Origin of the sequence: Flavobacterium sp. FlaQc-48, assembly GCF_044007335.1 — a bacterium.
GTDB lineage: Bacteria > Bacteroidota > Bacteroidia > Flavobacteriales > Flavobacteriaceae > Flavobacterium.
This window is the reverse complement of sequence record NZ_JBIPCR010000010.1, coordinates 67,288-84,742: the sequence shown is the minus strand read 5'-3', so window position 1 is coordinate 84,742 and position 17,455 is coordinate 67,288. Positions and strand designations below refer to the sequence as shown.

Here is a 17,455-nt window from a genome sequence, read left to right as displayed (position 1 = left end):
TTCATAAAAGAAAATTTAAGTTTAGGAAAGCCGGGGGAATGCTTACAATATATAGTATGATTCAATATTCATAAAAAGTTGATTACTCTTTTTATAAACTTTGTTTATTTAGACCTAATCTCTAAAAATTGAATCAATTCATTTTAATAATACTGCCGGGTTTAAAATTTTTAAACACAACAATACGTTTCATTTACAGATCTTCGAATAGGATCTCTAAATAAAAACATCATATAACTGAAAAATGTATAAAATAAGTTTGAAGTGGAACTAAAACTGAATTTGATGATAAATTCAATTTTATTCAAACTGATAAAAAATAAAGCTAAAATAAGATTAATACCTAATGCAAACTTAATAAAGAAAGTAGTGATCAATTCCATAAGCAAACTAATTTAGTTATTATAAAAAACTTCAACTTCAAATTATAATATTTTTAAGGAAGCACCTTATCGTATTAATTTATCTAAAAGCATCAAAGAATACTTTGTTTAACTTTTCTATTCTAAAATTAGAAAAAATGTTAACACAAAACAAGTATAAAATTCTTATTTTTTTTATTTTTTTTAAATCCTAAATTTAAATAAAACACCAAAACATCAGAAAAACCTATATTTTACAAGCAAAAACAAGTGTTATAAAAAACTTAAAAAAAGATGTTCGTTTTATGTTAAATCTTAAAAAAGAAAGTAAAAGACTACATAATTATAAAGAAAATCGATTGAAATTTGCCTAACAAAATATAAATGAGAATTAAATCTTACAATTAGGCACTAAATTATTCTTTTTTTAAGTATTCAAAAAAAACACGTAGAAATACGGGGTAAAAAGAACAATAAAGTTTAAACAAAAGTTAAAAAAATAAAAAAAGGTAAATAATTTAACATCAACTACTTACCTTTTTAATATTATAACAAAAGAAAAAGTTATGATTCTATAATGGTATTTATTTGCGTAAACAATTGCCCGTCACTTAAAAAAGCTCCTTGTTGAATCAATTCAAAAATAGAAGCATTCCGATCTTCAGTAAAAACTTTTTTACCAACCTTCATCTCTATATTTTCTGTAAACATATTATCACTAAGCCACTGTAAACCATCTTTAGTTAAGAAATCAGTTTCGGGAACTAATGATTTCAAGACTATTGACTGAACGTGGGCTTCGAAACACTGAAATAAGAAAATATGATTTTTAGAGAAATGCTCTAAAAACTCCGCTCTTGACAAAACACCTTCCCAGATTAAATCTGAAAACACGTCTAATTCCTGTTCTGCGACTTCCGGTTTGTTTATTTTAAGAGAATCCCACTCTGCTTTATCAATGGTTTGTGTAGCTAAAAAATTAGCGAATTCTGCATGCAATTCATCAAATTGCTCTTTTGTTAATCTTGCGTATTTCATTTTCTTTTAGGCTTTATGCCTTACGCTATAAGCTTTAAGCAAAATGCTTTGCGCAAATAACTTTAAGTCTGATTAATTATTACTTCTTTTAAACAAAAAAATCCCGATTCGCATCGGGATTTTTATATAGTACATAAAACTATTACTTTTCAGCGATAATTTCATATGGTAAATCAACGATAACATCTCTGTGTAAACGGATGCTAGCTGAATATTTTCCAGTACGTTTTACGATACCACTAGTGATGAATTTTCTATCAATAGCGTTACCAGATTTTTCTAAAGCTTCAGCAATGTCGATGTTTGTGATAGAACCAAAAAGTTTCTCTCCACCAGCTTTTGCTGTAAGTTTAATTTCAAGAGCTTTTAAAGTTTCAGCTAATGCTTTAGCATCAGCAACAACTTTAGCTTCTTTGTGTGCTCTTTGTTTTAGGTTTTCAGCCAAAACTTTTTTAGCAGAAGGAGTTGCTAAAGCAGCAAAACCCTGAGGGATTAAAAAGTTACGTCCGTAACCAGCTTTTACAGTAACTACATCATCTTTAAATCCTAGATTCTGTACGTCTTGTTTTAAAATAAGTTCCATGTTGTTGTCCTTATATTTAGAAGTTAGGTTCCATTTGACCGGAAACCAACAACTTTGTTTTTAATATTATTTTAATAAATCGGCCACGTATGGCATCAAAGCTAAGTGACGAGCTCTTTTTACAGCTACAGAAACTTTTCTTTGGTATTTTAATGAAGTTCCAGTTAAACGACGAGGAAGAATTTTTCCTTGCTCATTAACGAATTTCAATAAGAAATCAGCATCTTTATAATCAATATATTTGATTCCTGATTTTTTGAAACGACAGTACTTTTTAGTTTTGTTAGTTTCAATGTTTAAAGGCGTTAAATATCTGATATCTCCGTCTTTTTTTCCTTTTGCAGATTGCTCTATTGTAGACATAATAATTAAGCTTTAGTAGATTTTAATTTGGCTCTTCTTCTTTCAGCCCATGAAATAGCATGTTTGTCTAAACTTACAGTTAAGAAACGCATAACTCTTTCGTCACGTCTAAATTCAGTTTCAAAAGCAATTAGAACTTCTCCAGCTACTTTGAATTCGAATAAGTGATAAAAACCACTTTTTTTGTTTTGGATTTCGTAAGCCATTTTTTTCAGACCCCAATCCTCTTTCGATACCATTTCAGCTCCTCTACTAGTAAGAAATTCTTCAAATTTCGTTACTGTTTCCTTCACCTGAACCTCAGATAAAACGGGATTTAAAATGAAAACAGTTTCATAATGATTCATAAATACAATATTTATTTGTTAAAATTGGGTGCAAAAGTAACCATTTAATTTAAATATACAACACCTTTTTAGTTTTATTCGTCGTAAAGTAAAAAATACATGCCGATTTTAGTTTTTTTTGCAAAAAAATAATACATTTACTACTGCTATCCTGAATTTATTCTAAATTTTAATGTTATGAAACTAAACTGTGTTGTTGTAGATGATAGTTCTATACAAAGGACCATTATTGCAAAATTAGTTAATAATCACCCAGGTTTGCACTTAATCGGGGACTTTTCTAATGCAATAGAAGCAAAAAGCTGTATCTCTTTAAATAATATCGATTTAATATTCCTTGATATAGAAATGCCTGTCATTAATGGTTTTGACTTTCTTGACGGCCTTAAATCTAAGCCTCAAATTATATTTATCACTTCTAAGGCAGAATATGCTTTAAAAGCATTTGACTATGATGCAACTGATTACCTACAAAAACCTATTGCTGTAGATCGTTTTAATGCTTCTGTAAAAAGAGCAATCGATATGCATTTATTAAAAAAAGATGTAAAAGAAGAAGAAGGCGAACATATATTCATCAAGAGTAACCTTAAAAAACTTAAAATTTTCACGGCAAAAATCAAATGGATTGAAGCTTTTGGAGATTACGTAAGAGTAGTTACTGAAGACGACAGTAATTTAGTGCTTTCTACTATGAAATCTTTTGAAAATGATTTATCCAAAGACAAATTTATTCGCGTACACAAGTCATATATCATTAACATAGACAAAGTAGAACGCTTTAACAGTAAATTTGCCGAAATTGGCATTACTAAAATCCCGCTTAGCCGAAACAAAAAAGAAGATCTGGTAAAAGCATTGTCAACATCGTCTTAAACTTAATAAAAATCGACATTGGCAACAACCTTTATAGCTCTGTACTGAGCAACAGCCTCAAAACTATTCAACATTTTCTGAATAGTTTTTTTTGTAGTACCCAGCGGTAAGTTTTGTGGAATCTTTATCAGTATGGTTCTGATATATTCATTTCGGATTCTGCTTATTGCCGGCTCTTCCGGTCCCAAAACCGGCATGCCCAGGTTTTGACTTAAAACCTGATACAACCACATGGAACCTTCCTTTAATTTATCAAACTCACGATGTTTCAACGTTAATTTTATAATCCTGAAATAAGGCGGGTATTTATAAATTTGGCGATCATACAATTGCTCCTTATACATAGCCATATAATTATGGTTTGTTACCTGCTGAATTGTATTGTGATTTGGATTATAGGTCTGAATAACAACTTTTCCCTGTTTCTCTGATCTTCCTGCTCTTCCTGCTACCTGAGTCATCATTTGAAAACTACGCTCAAAAGCCCTAAAGTCCGGATGATGTAACATATTATCGGCATTCATAATTCCAACCAGACTAACATTATCAAAATCCAAACCTTTTGCCAGCATCTGAGTCCCGACTAAAATATCAATTTCGCGATTTTTAAAAGAATCGATTATTTTTTCAAAACCAAATTTTCCACGAGTTGTATCCTGATCCATTCTGGCAGTTTTGGCTTTTGGAAAAAGAGAGATTAATTCCTGTTCAATTTGTTCGGTTCCAAATCCTTTAGTTGTTAAATCAATACTTGAACAACTATGACAATGCGTTGGCTTTGCAATCGAGTAACCGCAATAATGACAACGCAATTGGTTTTTATGTTTATGAAAAGTCAGACTCACATCGCATTGCTGACAATGCGGAACGTGCCCACAGGTAAGGCATTCTATTATGGGTGAATATCCCCTCCTGTTTTGGAATAAAATAACCTGTTCGCCCAAAGACAAAGCTTCTGCAATTTCCTCGATTAAAAGATCGCTAAAATGCCCCGTCATGCGTTTTCTGAAATGTTTGTCTTTTAAGTCAACCAAAACAATATCAGGCATGCGAACATTATTATAACGCTCGGTTAGTGAAACTAAGCCATATTTATCCGTTTGCGTATTAAAATAGGTTTCAATACTGGGTGTTGCCGAGCCCAAAAGCACTTTTGCATTATGAAAATTAGCCAAAACAATAGCGGCATCTCTGGCGTGATAGCGTGGCGCCGGATCGGTTTGTTTAAACGTTTGCTCGTGTTCTTCATCAACAATAAGCAAACCTAAATTATTAAAAGGCAAGAACAAAGCTGATCTTGCTCCTATTACAATTTGGGCTTTCTCAGCATTTTCAAGAGTCTGTTTCCAAACCTCAACTCTTTCATTATTACTGTATTTAGAGTGAAAAACAGCTACTTTATCCCCAAAATGAAGTCGTAATCTTGACACCAATTGCGTTGTAAGCGCAATTTCAGGCAACAAATACAAAACCTGTTTTCCGGTTATTAAATAATCTTCAATTAATTTAATATAAATCTCCGTTTTTCCACTTGATGTAACACCGTGAAGCAAACAAACCTCTTTCTCTAAAAAACTGTCCTTAATTCCCGTAAAAGCAGCTTGTTGAGCCTCACTTAGAACTAATTGTTTGTCTGTTGCCTGCCCTGAAAATGAAATCCGGTCTTGTTGTAAAAGATACTCCTCAAAAATTTCTTTATCAATTAATGCTTTTATTGTAGTCGAAGCCGCATTGGAAACTTCAGCCAGTTTCTTTATTGTGACTGGTTTCTTTTCAGAAGCCATAAGCTGAAAATAAGCCAGGACAATTTCTTTTTGTTTATTGGCACTTTTCAAAACTTCCAATAAATCTCCTAAACCATTATCCGATTCGTATTTAGCATGTAGCTTTACATATCGAACCAATTTAGGCTTATAACTTTCTTTTATTTCTTCCTCTAAAACAATAATGTCTTTTGCCATTAACTTTTGAAGAATTGGAAAAATATTTTTTTTATTTAAAATAGAAGCAATTTCCCCAACCTTAAGAGAACTCTGATGATGTAATGCTTCATAAATTAAAAATTCGTCATCAGAAAGTTCAGAATCGTTTACTATTGTATCTGGTTTATGCGAAACTATAGTTTCACTTTCAAGCAATAATCCACTGGGAAAAGCACCACGGTATACGTCGCCAATTCCGCACATATAATAGGTTGCCACCCAAAGCCAGTGTTTAATCTGAATTTCAGTAGCAATGGGTTTTTCATCCAGTATTTGATGAATTTCTTTGGCATCGTACAAACTTGGTTCATTTTGATGAATATCAATAACCAATGCCGTGTAGATTTTACTTTTACCAAAAGGTACCGCAACACGCATTCCTTTTTTAATGAAATGGAATTCAGCCTCAGAAATACGATATGTAAAAGTTTTAGCTAAGGAAAGTGGTAGAACAACTTCGACAAAAAACATGCAGCTATTTTATAAAATTTGTGGGTTATTTTTTTCCTGAAGTTTTTGCTTCATTATATTCCTGAACCAATTTAAAAGTGTGTTTTAAAGAAGTCAGAGCAGTCCAATCATCATGTCCGGTGATGATAAATTTAGGGCTTTTAAATTTTGTTTGCACTTTTTTAATAGCGTTTTCCCATTCTTTAACATCAGCATCCCCCAGATATCCTAAATCTTTCGCATCCGCACTTTTTATAAAACAACCTCCATAAAGTATTTTTTCTTTATTAAACCAAACAACGATATTATCCGGAGCGTGTCCTTTACCAGGATAATAAACCTCAAAAGTATGATTTCCTACTGTAAATAAAGTATCATTTGGAATTACAAATTCGGCCCTTTTTTCATTATTCTTTTGAAGAATCTCATCTGTTAGTTTTATTGTATGAGTTTTAATGCCCTTTTGTCTGTAAAATTCCAATCCTCCTGCCCTGTCTTCATGAGAATGTGTCGCAAAGTGCATCACAACATCCTTATGATGTTTTGCTTTTATACTGTCGAGCAAGGGTTGAAACTGTGTTCTGTCCCAAGGTGCGTCAAATAATACAACTCCTTTATCTGTAACAAGATACATTGCATTTGCAGAAATCAGTGTTCCCTTATAATCATGAAACGTTTTATAAACATAAAAGTCACCGGTAAGATGACTTATTTGTAATGGTGAATTCTTAGATTGCCCAAAACTATTGGAAAATACTCCTAAGAATAAAAGTATTGATGCTAACTTTCGCATTTTATTTTATAAAATTTAATTCTTCACTCTGGCCCAGTATTGTGTTCTTCCCATAATAGAAATCCCTATATAACCTCTAAGCTTTAGTTTATCAGCCGAGTCAAGTGTAATATAACATTTGTATTTTTTTCCGTTTGTCGGATCTAAGATCGTTCCGCCATTATATTCAGAACCATCTTTTTTAAGACCGTTAATGATCACCATACCTAAAATAGGTTTGTTCTTTTCTGCTCCGTCACAACTGGAGCACACATCTTTCTTATGGCTATCGCGAAGTATTTCTACTACCTTACCGTATAATTTTCCTGATTTTTCGTAAATCTCTACAACTGATTTTGCTTCACCTGTTTCATCATCAATTGTTTTCCATTTTCCAATAACACTTTGAGCCTGCATACTTAATACACAGAAAAAAACGCCAATTGTTAACATCCAATTTTTCATACTATTTATTTTTTTTTTGTTTTAATTTTCTGATAGTAGCATTCAGTTCGAACCCTAAAAGCAGTATCATACAGTTTATCCAAATATAAAACATTAGAATTAATAATGTCCCAATTGAACCATAAAGTTCGTTATATTTTGAGAATTTTATAACCCAAATCCCAAAAAAGAACGAAGATATAACAATTAAGATCGTTGTAAAAACAGATCCAATACTTATAAAAGGCACTTTATTATACTGTTTTGTACCATAACGCAATAATATTGAAGATGTTATCAGAATCATTAAAATCACAAATAAATATCGTCCTAAAATAATCAACGGAATGCGATCACTAAGCACATCCTGGATGATTGTTTTTTGAATAAATACCTCAAAAACGACAATTGTAGCAACGGTGACAAATAAGATAATGGTCATGAGAAGAGAGATCGCCAGCGCAACCAAATACTGACTAAAAAAACCGCGTTTGTCAAAAACATGTTTCGATGATTCAAAACCACTTAAGATACCGTTAATACCATTTGCCATTAAAAAAATAGAAAGCAAAAAACCTGACGACAGTAAACCTGAGTGACTATTATTTAAAATATCACTAATAATTTTATTAATGGCGTCATACGTATTTGGAGGAACACTTTGCTGCACGAACTGCAAAAAATCCCCCTGAAAATTATCTATTGGTATAAACGGAATTAAGTTTAAAATAAACAATGCAAAAGGAAATAAAGCCATAAAAAAGCTAAAGGAAACAGCACTTGCATGATACGAAAACGCACCTTCAAGAATTCCTAAAGTATACATTTCAAGTAAGTCATACAACGAAAAACCTTCAAGCCACGGCAGTTTTATTTTCTTTAAAAGTCGGGCTATATTGCGTATTACAGGCAGTTTTTCAATCCGATCTTCTATCTCTTGCGACATATTTTTTTTGATTTTAGATTTTAAAGTTCAGATTTTAGAGTTAAAACCGGGCGTACTGGTTTTCTAATCTAACTTATAACTCAAAACTTCATTAAAAAGCTTTCAAACTCAAATCCATATTGTAAACTGAATGGGTCAGCGCACCGGATGAAATATAATTTACCCCACATAAACCATATTCACGAATGGTTTTTTCGTTGATATTTCCTGAAGATTCTGTCTGGCACTTTTTGCCAATTAACTGAACGGCTGTTTTAGTATCTTCATAATTAAAGTTATCAATTAAAATTCTGTGTACCCCATCGCTTAAAAGGATTTCACGAATTTCATCCAGATTTCTGGCTTCAACAATAATTTTTAAATCTAAATTATGGGCTTTCAGATATGCTGTAGTTTTCTTTATGGCTAAAGTAATTCCTCCTGCAAAATCAATATGGTTATCCTTTAGCATAATCATATCGTACAATGCAAATCGGTGATTTTCGCCACCTCCAATTTTTACTGCCCATTTTTCGGCAGCTCTGAAATTTGGGGTCGTTTTACGCGTATCTAAAATTTTAGCACCTGTTCCTTCTAAAAGTTGTACATAATGGTCTGTTTTTGTAGCAATGGCAGACATACGTTGCATGGTATTCAAAACTACTCTTTCTGATTTTAAAATAGACTGAGAACTTCCTGAAACCTCAAAAACAACATCACCGTATTCTACATGCGTTCCGTCTTCGATAAAAGTCCTGATTTTTAATTTTGGATCTACATATTCAAAAATCATTTTTGCAAGGGCAACACCTGCAATAATTCCCTGATCTTTTACTAATAATTTAGCTTGTCCGTGTGCCGTTTCCGGAATGCATGCCAAGGAGCTATAGTCACCTGTGCCTACATCTTCACGAATTGCGTTGCTAATTAATAGTTCTAATTCGGTTTGAAATTGTACTTCGCTAATCATTTTTATTAAGTTTTATAAGATGCTAAAGTAGGATATATTTTGTGGATTTGAAAGTTCAGCCAATATGAAATAAAATTAACACCATGAATTTTTCTTTTTTCCACCATTAAGATCTTAAAAAAAAATCACCCCTGATTCTTAACGAAACTTAATATCTTAATGGTGAAAATCTTTTTATTTTTTGTTAGCCGCCATCAGGAACATTAAATATCTTTGAGGTTCATTCAAACAAAACCATGGGCTTAATTAAAGATATTTATTCGGTTGCTTTTTACGAAAATTTTGGTCAGGCTGTAGCCGAAGTACATCCTGCTTTCGATAAAGAAAAATTCATTTCAACCATTTATGAGGGCGACTTTATTCAAAAAGAATGGAAAGACCGCATGAAACATACCACAGTTGTGTTTCGTCAATTTATGCCTGAAAACTTTCCTGAAGCCGTTGTTATAATTGAAAAAATTATTGAGAACCTGAAGGAAAATAAATTTACCGAAGGAAATCTGGCTTTCATTTTCTTTGCCGATTATATTGAAATGTATGGCTTGGATTACTTTGAAACTTCGGCGAAAGCCTTTGTTTCTATTACACAATTCATCAGCTGTGAATTTGCCGTTCGTCCTTTCATTTTAAAATATAAAGAAAAAATGATTGACGAAATGACAAAATGGTCGTTGCACGAAAATCATCATGTACGAAGATTAGCAAGCGAAGGTTCACGTCCCAGATTACCATGGGCAATGGCGATTCCGTTCCTAAAAAAAGACCCTTCTTCTGTTCTTCCAATTTTAGAAAACCTTAAAGATGATCCTTCTGAATACGTTCGCAGAAGTGTTGCCAATAACCTGAATGATATTGCCAAAGATAATCCGCAAATTGTAATCGAAATTGCCGGTAAATGGAAAGGTATTTCTAAAGAAACTGACGGAATCATAAAACACGGATGCCGTACTTTATTAAAACAAGGGCACCCTGAAATCCTGGGTCATTACGGATTAGAAAGCACTAATATCGAACTTTCTTCTTTCGAAATCAAAACACCAATTGTAAAAATTGGAGACGCCCTTCAGTTTCAATTTCACTTAAATAATAAAAACAATGAGGCAAAAACCGTTCGTTTAGAATATGCCGTTCATTACAGGAAATCAAAGGGACATCTGGCTAAGAAAGTCTTTAAGATCAGTGAGAAAACTTATCAGCCCAATCAATTAAACAGGATTGAAAGAAATCAGTCTTTCAAATTAATCACAACACGTGTTTTTCATACCGGAATTCACCAATTGTCGATTATTATTAACGGAACAGAAAGTGAAGTTTTGGAATTTGAACTCACAAACTAATATTCTAAACACACAGAAATATAGGTTGAAAAACCGAAAAAAGACGTTTCACTCATTTTAAAACACATAGCAGCCAGGGGTGAGAAACTAATTTCTTTTTATATTCTTTATTATACAAACCTAAAAATCTATGTTTCTATGTGTTTAAATTCCTTATTTTTATATCTCAAAAAATCAAAAACAAATTTTCTTAATCTAAATTAAGTTACAGATTCCTGTTACCACTGTAATTTTGTTTTCAAATCAAATCAAATTAGCCATGTCAAATATTAGTTTAATTATCGAAGAACGTGCTGCCAATATTGGCAATTTTATGGTAGGCAGATTATTGCCTTTCCGTGAAAAAAGAGCGGTGGGACCATTTGTATTTATCGATCACATGGGACCAGCGCATTTAAGTGACCATGAAAACATGGATGTTCCGCCACATCCGCATATCGGACTTTCGACTTTGACTTTTTTGTTTGAAGGAAGCATTATGCACCGCGACAGTTTAGGAACTGAATTAGAAATAAAACCAGGTGCCGTAAACTGGATGACTGCGGGAAAAGGAATTGTACATTCTGAGAGAACTCCGGAATATTTAAGACATTCTGACAAAATGCTTCACGGGTTACAAATCTGGGTGGCTTTACCAAAAGAATTAGAGCAAATGGATCCCAATTTTACGCATGTTGAAGCAGATGATATCCCGTCCTGGGAAGAAGATGGGGTTTCCTTCAAATTAATTGCCGGGGAAGCTTTTGAAAAAAAATCACCCGTTCCGGTTTATAGTCCGCTATATTTTATTGAAATCAAAAGTAAAGAAGCTAAAAAAATAAATATCGGACACCATTTATTTGGCGAAAGCGGTTTGTATATTCTCGAAGGGAGCATTAAAAGCGGCGAACATGTTTATGATCCAAAACAAATTCTAATTACCAACGACAGTACCTTATGTGAATTCGAATTAGCCGAAAATTCTACAGTTTACATTTTTGGAGGAACTCCGTTTCCCGAAGAACATTTTATCTTTTGGAATTTTGTTTCTTCAGATAAAAACCTCATCGAAAAAGCAAAAAAAGACTGGACCGAACAGACTTTCCCAAAAGTTCCGGGAGAAACTGAATTTGTACCATTACCTGAACCAAGAATTAAATAATATATGGAAACAATATCAGCACAAATAGATACACGACTGTATCGCACAGAAATAACATCAGCAAGCGGAAATATTATAATCGCAGATGAGCCTCAGGAAATGGGAGGCAAAAATTTAGGTTTTAGTCCGTCAGAACTCTTGGCGTCCTCGCTGGCTTCCTGCACTTTAATTACATTACGAATGTATATTAACCGCAAACAATGGGACGTTTCTGAAATCAATATCAAAGTTGATTTTGAAAGAGACGCCGATAAAAACGTTTCTTTATTTACCCGAAAAATTGAAATCACAGGCGAAGTCGACCAGACACAAAGACAACGATTAGAGACAATTGCCAACAGCTGCCCGATACACAAAACATTAACACATGCAATAGAAATCAAAACCACATTAATATAACATCATGGAAATTCAACACATAAACGATACCAGAAGAGGGTATTTTGAAGCTGTAGAAGACGGAAAACAAGCTGGAAAAATGACTTACACCTGGGCTGGCGACAGCAAATTCATCATTGACCATACTGAAGTTAATGAAGAATTCAGCGGAAAAGGGGTTGGTAAAAAACTCGTTATGGCAGCGGTAGAATATGCCAGAGCCAATAATTTAAAAATAATTCCGCTTTGTCCTTTTGCAAAAAGTGTTTTTGATAAGGCAGAAGAAATTCATGATGTGCTTTTTTCGTAAGGTGCTAAGTTTTTTTTTACCGCAAAGTTCGCAAAGAATTACGCAAAGTTCGCAAAGTTTTTTAGGCAAAGCTTTGCGAACTTTGCGTTTGTATTAAGTCTTGCAGATAAAAAACCTTGCGTTCTTTACGGTTAAATCTACACATCAAAAAATGATAGTTTCAAATTTCCGCAGAAACTCGTATATTTGCATGTAATTTAAACTTAGAGTATGACGAGGATAATTACACTTTTCTGTTTTTTTATAGCGCAAATCGGCTTTTCTCAAACGGCTGAAAATTATTTAAATAAAAACAGAAATAACGAAGCTCTCTTAACAGCTTTCTTTCAACAAATGCCAAAAGGCGGCGATTTACACCATCATTTTTCAGGATCAGTTTATGCAGAACCTCTTTTGGAAAGAGCTATTGCAGAAGATTTTTATCTGAATTTAGAATCGATGGCCGTCTCTAAAACGAAACCTGCAATTGGCAATTGGCAAACTTTCTCTTCTCTTAAAAACGAAGGAAAACTGGCTTATTATGAGCAACAGGTTATGCAAACCTGGTCAGCTAAAGATTATAATGGTTCTGTACCTTCAGATGATTTATTTTTTGATTCTTTTCAAAAATTTGAAACTACTATCCAGGGGCACTTTGCAGAAGGAATGCTCGAATTAAAAAAACGTGCCATTGCAGAAAATGTGAGTTATATTGAAACACAATTATCGACGATTCCGTGTGATATGAACGTTTCAGATCTAACTGATTTCAACTCAAAATTACGTCAGGCGGCTTCTCAAAAAGATGAAAAGGCAGTTGTTAAGCTTTTAGATGAATTGTATAAATCGATTCAGCAAAAAGAGGCTAAAAAATACGCTACAGATTTCAACAACAATTTTATAGCGAAACTCCACAAAGATTTAAAAATTGATGATGATCGTTTTACCATGCGTTATCAAAATTTTGTGCTTCGTTTTATGGATCCGGTTCATTTATTCAAAAACCTCACCATTGCTTTTATCTCGGCAAATGACAGCAAATTGGTTGCCGGTGTAAATATTGTTTCTCCGGAACATGGCGAAAATTCGATGAAAGATTATTGGCTGCACATGGTGATGTTTAAGTATTGCCACTCTAAATATCCGGAAGTAAAATATACACTTCATGCAGGAGAATTGACCCTTGGTTTAGTGCAACCTGAAGATTTAACCTGGCATATTAACGACGCTATTTATGTTGCAGGAGCAAACAGAATTGGACACGGAGTTGATATTGCTTACGAAGCCAATTCATATGATTTATTGCGTTATATGGCAAAAAATAACATTCCGATTGAGATCAATTTAACAAGCAACGAATTCATCCTGAAAGTAAAAGAAAACAGACATCCGTTTACACTTTACAAAGAATTTAATGTGCCAATCGTAATTAGTACAGACGATGCCGGAATTTTAAGAACGAATATGACGGAACAATATGTTTTATTAGCCAAAAGATATCCTGACGTTTCATACGCTACTATAAAACAATACGTTTACAACAGTATTAACTATAGTTTTATTCAGGATGCAGCTGTAAAAAAGCAATTGCTAAAAGATCTGGATACCAGGTTTAAAACTTTTGAAGCGAAATTTTCTAAGAACTAACAAACCTAAAAGGTTTTTAAAACCTGTTAGGTTTACCAATATTAAGCCATGATTCTAGAAGCAGCCTTTCTCTATATAAAACCAGAATTAGCAACTCAATTCGAAGAAGACTTTGCAAAAGCAAGTCCATATATTTCATCAATTAATGGGTATTTGGGACATCGTTTACAGAAATGTATTGAAGTCGAAAACAAATATCTTTTATTGGTTGATTGGAATGCGCTTGAAGATCACACAGCAGGTTTTAGAAACTCAGAAGCTTATCTGGAATGGAAAAAGATTTTGCATCATTATTATGAACCGTTTCCAGTTGTAGAGCATTTTGAAACTGTTTTTGAAAATAAAAAATAGCCCACAGATTAAACGGATTAAGCTTTGAATTAAAAAATTAAACGCATAGAGACATAGATTTTTATTGTTCCTGTTTAAGATTACAAAAAAAGCAAGCTTTCACACATAGCTATGTGCGTTTTTATTAGTGAAACGCCTTTTATAGACAAAGTAAAACTATGTCTCTATGTGTTTAAATCTTTTTAATCTGCGGCAAAAAAAAATTAAAATGAATATCAAACTTATCGCCATCGGCAAAACAGATAACAAATCACTTCAAACTTTGATTGATGATTATACCAAACGTTTGTCGTTTTACATCAAATTTGATTTGGAGATTATTCCGGATATTAAAAACGTAAAGAATTTATCTGAAAGCCAGCAAAAAGAAAAAGAAGGTGAATTGATTTTATCAAAATTAGCACCAACGGATCAGTTGATTTTATTGGATGAAAACGGAAAAAACTTCTCCAGCCTTGGTTTTTCTGAAGAATTGCAAAAGAAAATGAACTCGGGAATCAAAACGCTTGTCTTTGTTATTGGCGGTCCTTACGGATTCTCTGATACCGTTTACAGCAAAGCTCAGGGAAAAATTTCACTTTCGTTAATGACGTTTTCACACCAAATGGTTCGATTGTTTTTTATCGAACAATTGTATCGTGGATTTACTATTCTACGAAATGAGCCTTATCATCATCAATAACGTTTAATCGTAAAATTGTTTAGAAAATGAATTCTTTTTCATGATTAATCCAAATTTCTTTCTTTGTAATTACTAATTTATTGATCAGGATTTTACTTTGAATATATTCTTCATAAGACATATTTCTATCGAAAGAGAATATAATTTCAGATTTCTGTTCTATATTTAGATTGTTAAGTAAATCTTCTAATTTATCTTTAGGAAAGTGATATTTTTCAAAAAATTGTATTCTTCCTCCTTTTTTGAAAAGTACATAATTGTCCGGATTCTTTGGTTTTTCCATTTTATAGTATACTTCGGTGAAAGGAAAAAAGGCTAAATTCTTACCCGTAACATCCGCATAGGAATAATAATTTTCAGCATTCTCATTTTTATGGGCGCTATCAGCTCGCTTTTTTTCCTGAAGTTTCATTACTTCGGGAATTACCAATCTTAACGGTAAACGTTTGTCGATATTAAAAATCCAGTTGGTTGAAATTATGCTATTTTTTCTGTTGACATCAGCGATTGTATCTTTTCCTTCTGTTTTAAAGAAGATGTAAATTGGTGAATGATCTTGTACATCTTTCACAATTGTTACGTTTGATTTTGGAAGCAGGACGTCTTCTTTTTTTTCACATGAAAAAAGAAAAATGATAAGAACTAAACTGAAGTATTTCATAATATTTATTTTTAAAAATATGATTTAAACAACGTGAAAATTGGATGTGATTCTCCTTCGTCGAAATGACAAACAGTATAGTTTATCTATTTTTTGGAGTCCGGTTTGTCATTTCGAGGAACAAGGAATCTCAGTTGCTGAATCGACAAAGATTGACTTTACTTTGCGGAGTTTCTTGGGAAGATTTCTCCTCCGTCGAAATGACAAACTACGCTATTTCTTTATATCATAAACTCATCTTCCCAAACAAAGTAACACATTCCACAGCTTCTTTTACATCGTGAACACGCAAAATTTTTGCGCCTTTTGTTAAAGCAATCGTATTCAGAACTGTTGTTCCGTTTAAAGCTTCCTGAGCCGTATTGTTTAGTGTTTTATAAATCATCGATTTCCTCGAAACTCCCGCTAAAACTGGTAATCCCAACAAATTAAAAAGTTCCGTTTTTTGTAAAACTTCATAATTCTGATCTGTTGTTTTAGCAAATCCGAAACCGGGATCTAAGATCAAATCGTTGATTCCTAAGTTCCTGGCTTTATTTACTTTTTCAGAAAAATAGAACAGCATTTCTTTTACAATATCATCATAGTGCGTCAGGCTTTGCATCGTTTGCGGATTGCCACGCATGTGCATCATAATGTACGGCACATTATACTTTGCAATCACATCAAACATTTTATCGTCTAGTTCTCCCGCAGCAATATCGTTTATTATCGCTGCGCCGCTTTCTATACTCGCTTTTGCGACCTCAGCCCTAAAAGTGTCAATTGACAACAATGCTTCCGGAAAATGCTTTAAAATTAATTCGATTGCAGGAACAATACGATCGATTTCTTCTTGTTCCGAAACAAATTCCGCACTGGGTTTACTTGAATAAGCACCAATATCGATAAATGCAGCACCTTCAGATACCATTTTATCTACTTGTGAGATAATTTCATCCTCATTTTTATATTTCCCTCCATCAAAGAAAGAATTTGGCGTTACATTCAAAATTCCCATTACTTTAGGAATCGATAAATCTATAAGCTCGCCTTTGCAGTTAATCAGCATTTTGTTTCAAGTTTTATTTGTTTCAGGTTTCAGGTTGACTCAGATTGTGTAAGTTCCAGAACTTGAAACTTTAAGCCTGAAACCTGAAACTTTTTATATTACTTTATAATTTCAAATTATCGGCATTAACACTTTGTTTAGAAAAAACTTGAAACAAAGAAATCCTGAAACTTGAAACTCTTTAATATTATCCCTATTTTTGAAGAAATTTTAGCAAATATACAGCAATAAATGAAGAATACTTCCCTTGAATTTGATAATGTAATTACGGTTTGCCGTACTTTATTTATCAATAAAATGAAAGATTATGGTAGTGCATGGAGAATTTTAAGACTTCCGTCACTAACCGATCAGATATTCATAAAAGCACAAAGAATAAGAAGTTTACAGGAGAACGAAACCCGTAAAGTTGATGAAGATGAAAAAGGAGAGTTTATCGGGATTATCAATTATTCGATTATGGCTTTGATCCAGTTAGAATTAGGCGTAGTGGATCAGCCTGATTTAAATCTGGAACAAGCAACTGAATTATACGACGCCAAAGTTAAACTGACAAAAGAATTAATGGAGGCCAAAAACCATGATTACGGAGAAGCCTGGCGTGATATGCGTGTGAGTTCTTTAACAGATTTAATTCTGCAGAAATTACTTCGTGTAAAACAAATTGAAGACAATAAAGGCAAAACTTTAGTTTCTGAAGGTATTGATGCTAATTATCAGGATATGATTAATTATTCTGTTTTTGCTTTAATCCTTGAACCTTTAAATCAATAAAATTTCAATTTTTTAAATTCCAAAGTCCAACT

20 protein-coding genes are annotated in these 17,455 nt (G+C 32.9%); 9 read left to right on the top strand and 11 right to left on the bottom strand.

Annotation, left to right across the window (positions count from 1 at the left end):
* Nucleotides 1-926: 926 nt before the first annotated feature.
* From ACHRWY_RS16360 to rpsF, 4 genes are all read right to left on the bottom strand, one after another.
* Nucleotides 927-1,400: a DUF6495 family protein gene (locus ACHRWY_RS16360; protein ID WP_395356111.1), complete on the bottom strand. Its 474-nt coding sequence runs from the start codon at nucleotides 1,398-1,400 to the stop codon at nucleotides 927-929.
* A gap of 142 nt (nucleotides 1,401-1,542) precedes the next feature.
* Nucleotides 1,543-1,983, bottom strand: coding sequence for a 50S ribosomal protein L9 (rplI, locus tag ACHRWY_RS16355; protein ID WP_055097958.1), 441 nt, complete (start codon nucleotides 1,981-1,983; stop codon nucleotides 1,543-1,545).
* A 66-nt stretch (nucleotides 1,984-2,049) separates the two neighbouring features.
* Nucleotides 2,050-2,346: a 30S ribosomal protein S18 gene (rpsR, locus tag ACHRWY_RS16350; protein WP_002987043.1), complete on the bottom strand. Its 297-nt coding sequence runs from the start codon at nucleotides 2,344-2,346 to the stop codon at nucleotides 2,050-2,052.
* Between the two features lie 5 nt (nucleotides 2,347-2,351).
* The gene (gene rpsF, locus ACHRWY_RS16345) at nucleotides 2,352-2,693 is read right to left on the bottom strand and encodes a 30S ribosomal protein S6 (RefSeq protein WP_007810575.1); all 342 of its coding nucleotides are present in this window, start codon (nucleotides 2,691-2,693) and stop codon (nucleotides 2,352-2,354) included.
* 177 nt (nucleotides 2,694-2,870) lie between these two features.
* On the opposite strand from rpsF, the gene ACHRWY_RS16340 reads away from it, so the two are divergent.
* Nucleotides 2,871-3,569, top strand: a complete 699-nt coding sequence (locus ACHRWY_RS16340; RefSeq protein WP_065449575.1) for a LytTR family DNA-binding domain-containing protein — start codon at nucleotides 2,871-2,873, stop codon at nucleotides 3,567-3,569.
* Between the two features lie 2 nt (nucleotides 3,570-3,571).
* Here the strand turns inward: ACHRWY_RS16340 and priA are convergent, their stop codons facing one another.
* From priA to nadC, 5 genes are all read right to left on the bottom strand, one after another.
* The gene (priA, locus tag ACHRWY_RS16335; RefSeq protein WP_395356109.1) at nucleotides 3,572-6,022 is read right to left on the bottom strand and encodes a primosomal protein N'; all 2,451 of its coding nucleotides are present in this window, start codon (nucleotides 6,020-6,022) and stop codon (nucleotides 3,572-3,574) included.
* Between the two features lie 25 nt (nucleotides 6,023-6,047).
* Nucleotides 6,048-6,794, bottom strand: coding sequence for a subclass B1 metallo-beta-lactamase (bla-B1-FLAV, locus tag ACHRWY_RS16330; RefSeq protein ID WP_395356108.1), 747 nt, complete (start codon nucleotides 6,792-6,794; stop codon nucleotides 6,048-6,050).
* Between the two features lie 15 nt (nucleotides 6,795-6,809).
* A complete protein-coding gene (locus tag ACHRWY_RS16325) occupies nucleotides 6,810-7,238 on the bottom strand; it encodes a DUF2147 domain-containing protein (protein WP_395356107.1) in 429 nt (142 codons plus the stop codon).
* A gap of 1 nt (nucleotide 7,239) precedes the next feature.
* The gene (locus ACHRWY_RS16320; RefSeq protein WP_395356106.1) at nucleotides 7,240-8,163 is read right to left on the bottom strand and encodes a YihY/virulence factor BrkB family protein; all 924 of its coding nucleotides are present in this window, start codon (nucleotides 8,161-8,163) and stop codon (nucleotides 7,240-7,242) included.
* 91 nt (nucleotides 8,164-8,254) lie between these two features.
* The gene (gene nadC, locus ACHRWY_RS16315) at nucleotides 8,255-9,112 is read right to left on the bottom strand and encodes a carboxylating nicotinate-nucleotide diphosphorylase (RefSeq protein WP_395356105.1); all 858 of its coding nucleotides are present in this window, start codon (nucleotides 9,110-9,112) and stop codon (nucleotides 8,255-8,257) included.
* 236 nt (nucleotides 9,113-9,348) lie between these two features.
* On the opposite strand from nadC, the gene ACHRWY_RS16310 reads away from it, so the two are divergent.
* From ACHRWY_RS16310 to rlmH, 7 genes are all read left to right on the top strand, one after another.
* The gene (locus tag ACHRWY_RS16310; RefSeq protein ID WP_395356104.1) at nucleotides 9,349-10,449 is read left to right on the top strand and encodes a DNA alkylation repair protein; all 1,101 of its coding nucleotides are present in this window, start codon (nucleotides 9,349-9,351) and stop codon (nucleotides 10,447-10,449) included.
* Between the two features lie 259 nt (nucleotides 10,450-10,708).
* Nucleotides 10,709-11,590 (top strand): pirin family protein, encoded by an 882-nt coding sequence (locus ACHRWY_RS16305; protein ID WP_395356102.1) that lies wholly within the window; start codon nucleotides 10,709-10,711, stop codon nucleotides 11,588-11,590.
* A 3-nt stretch (nucleotides 11,591-11,593) separates the two neighbouring features.
* Nucleotides 11,594-11,989: an OsmC family protein gene (locus tag ACHRWY_RS16300; RefSeq protein ID WP_395356101.1), complete on the top strand. Its 396-nt coding sequence runs from the start codon at nucleotides 11,594-11,596 to the stop codon at nucleotides 11,987-11,989.
* Nucleotides 11,990-11,993: 4 nt separating this feature from the next.
* Nucleotides 11,994-12,278, top strand: coding sequence for a GNAT family N-acetyltransferase (locus ACHRWY_RS16295; RefSeq protein WP_395356100.1), 285 nt, complete (start codon nucleotides 11,994-11,996; stop codon nucleotides 12,276-12,278).
* A 210-nt stretch (nucleotides 12,279-12,488) separates the two neighbouring features.
* Nucleotides 12,489-13,904 carry an adenosine deaminase gene (locus ACHRWY_RS16290; RefSeq protein ID WP_395356099.1) on the top strand — a complete coding sequence of 472 codons (1,416 nt, stop codon included), beginning with the start codon at nucleotides 12,489-12,491 and terminating at the stop codon, nucleotides 13,902-13,904.
* Between the two features lie 48 nt (nucleotides 13,905-13,952).
* Nucleotides 13,953-14,255: an antibiotic biosynthesis monooxygenase family protein gene (locus ACHRWY_RS16285; RefSeq protein WP_395356097.1), complete on the top strand. Its 303-nt coding sequence runs from the start codon at nucleotides 13,953-13,955 to the stop codon at nucleotides 14,253-14,255.
* A gap of 208 nt (nucleotides 14,256-14,463) precedes the next feature.
* Nucleotides 14,464-14,937: a 23S rRNA (pseudouridine(1915)-N(3))-methyltransferase RlmH gene (gene rlmH, locus ACHRWY_RS16280; RefSeq protein WP_395356096.1), complete on the top strand. Its 474-nt coding sequence runs from the start codon at nucleotides 14,464-14,466 to the stop codon at nucleotides 14,935-14,937.
* 19 nt (nucleotides 14,938-14,956) lie between these two features.
* Here rlmH and ACHRWY_RS16275 read toward each other — a convergent pair whose 3' ends face one another.
* Nucleotides 14,957-15,598, bottom strand: coding sequence for a hypothetical protein (locus ACHRWY_RS16275; RefSeq protein WP_395356095.1), 642 nt, complete (start codon nucleotides 15,596-15,598; stop codon nucleotides 14,957-14,959).
* 226 nt (nucleotides 15,599-15,824) lie between these two features.
* Nucleotides 15,825-16,649 (bottom strand): dihydropteroate synthase, encoded by an 825-nt coding sequence (gene folP / locus ACHRWY_RS16270; protein WP_395356093.1) that lies wholly within the window; start codon nucleotides 16,647-16,649, stop codon nucleotides 15,825-15,827.
* Nucleotides 16,650-16,880: 231 nt separating this feature from the next.
* Here folP and ACHRWY_RS16265 point away from each other — a divergent pair, with 231 nt between their 5' ends.
* Nucleotides 16,881-17,423 (top strand): DUF1599 domain-containing protein, encoded by a 543-nt coding sequence (locus ACHRWY_RS16265; protein WP_395356091.1) that lies wholly within the window; start codon nucleotides 16,881-16,883, stop codon nucleotides 17,421-17,423.
* Nucleotides 17,424-17,455 lie beyond the last annotated feature (32 nt).

What these genes read in the sequence shown, in the direction of transcription:
- ACHRWY_RS16360 (WP_395356111.1), bottom strand. Translation starts at nt 1,400, where the DNA reads ATGAAATACGCAAGATTAACAAAAGAGCAATTTGATGAATTGCATGCA.
- rplI (WP_055097958.1), bottom strand. Translation starts at nt 1,983, where the DNA reads ATGGAACTTATTTTAAAACAAGACGTACAGAATCTAGGATTTAAAGAT.
- rpsR (WP_002987043.1), bottom strand. Translation starts at nt 2,346, where the DNA reads ATGTCTACAATAGAGCAATCTGCAAAAGGAAAAAAAGACGGAGATATC.
- rpsF (WP_007810575.1), bottom strand. Translation starts at nt 2,693, where the DNA reads ATGAATCATTATGAAACTGTTTTCATTTTAAATCCCGTTTTATCTGAG.
- ACHRWY_RS16340 (WP_065449575.1), top strand. Translation starts at nt 2,871, where the DNA reads ATGAAACTAAACTGTGTTGTTGTAGATGATAGTTCTATACAAAGGACC.
- priA (WP_395356109.1), bottom strand. Translation starts at nt 6,022, where the DNA reads ATGTTTTTTGTCGAAGTTGTTCTACCACTTTCCTTAGCTAAAACTTTT.
- bla-B1-FLAV (WP_395356108.1), bottom strand. Translation starts at nt 6,794, where the DNA reads ATGCGAAAGTTAGCATCAATACTTTTATTCTTAGGAGTATTTTCCAAT.
- ACHRWY_RS16325 (WP_395356107.1), bottom strand. Translation starts at nt 7,238, where the DNA reads ATGAAAAATTGGATGTTAACAATTGGCGTTTTTTTCTGTGTATTAAGT.
- ACHRWY_RS16320 (WP_395356106.1), bottom strand. Translation starts at nt 8,163, where the DNA reads ATGTCGCAAGAGATAGAAGATCGGATTGAAAAACTGCCTGTAATACGC.
- nadC (WP_395356105.1), bottom strand. Translation starts at nt 9,112, where the DNA reads ATGATTAGCGAAGTACAATTTCAAACCGAATTAGAACTATTAATTAGC.
- ACHRWY_RS16310 (WP_395356104.1), top strand. Translation starts at nt 9,349, where the DNA reads ATGGGCTTAATTAAAGATATTTATTCGGTTGCTTTTTACGAAAATTTT.
- ACHRWY_RS16305 (WP_395356102.1), top strand. Translation starts at nt 10,709, where the DNA reads ATGTCAAATATTAGTTTAATTATCGAAGAACGTGCTGCCAATATTGGC.
- ACHRWY_RS16300 (WP_395356101.1), top strand. Translation starts at nt 11,594, where the DNA reads ATGGAAACAATATCAGCACAAATAGATACACGACTGTATCGCACAGAA.
- ACHRWY_RS16295 (WP_395356100.1), top strand. Translation starts at nt 11,994, where the DNA reads ATGGAAATTCAACACATAAACGATACCAGAAGAGGGTATTTTGAAGCT.
- ACHRWY_RS16290 (WP_395356099.1), top strand. Translation starts at nt 12,489, where the DNA reads ATGACGAGGATAATTACACTTTTCTGTTTTTTTATAGCGCAAATCGGC.
- ACHRWY_RS16285 (WP_395356097.1), top strand. Translation starts at nt 13,953, where the DNA reads ATGATTCTAGAAGCAGCCTTTCTCTATATAAAACCAGAATTAGCAACT.
- rlmH (WP_395356096.1), top strand. Translation starts at nt 14,464, where the DNA reads ATGAATATCAAACTTATCGCCATCGGCAAAACAGATAACAAATCACTT.
- ACHRWY_RS16275 (WP_395356095.1), bottom strand. Translation starts at nt 15,598, where the DNA reads ATGAAATACTTCAGTTTAGTTCTTATCATTTTTCTTTTTTCATGTGAA.
- folP (WP_395356093.1), bottom strand. Translation starts at nt 16,649, where the DNA reads ATGCTGATTAACTGCAAAGGCGAGCTTATAGATTTATCGATTCCTAAA.
- ACHRWY_RS16265 (WP_395356091.1), top strand. Translation starts at nt 16,881, where the DNA reads ATGAAGAATACTTCCCTTGAATTTGATAATGTAATTACGGTTTGCCGT.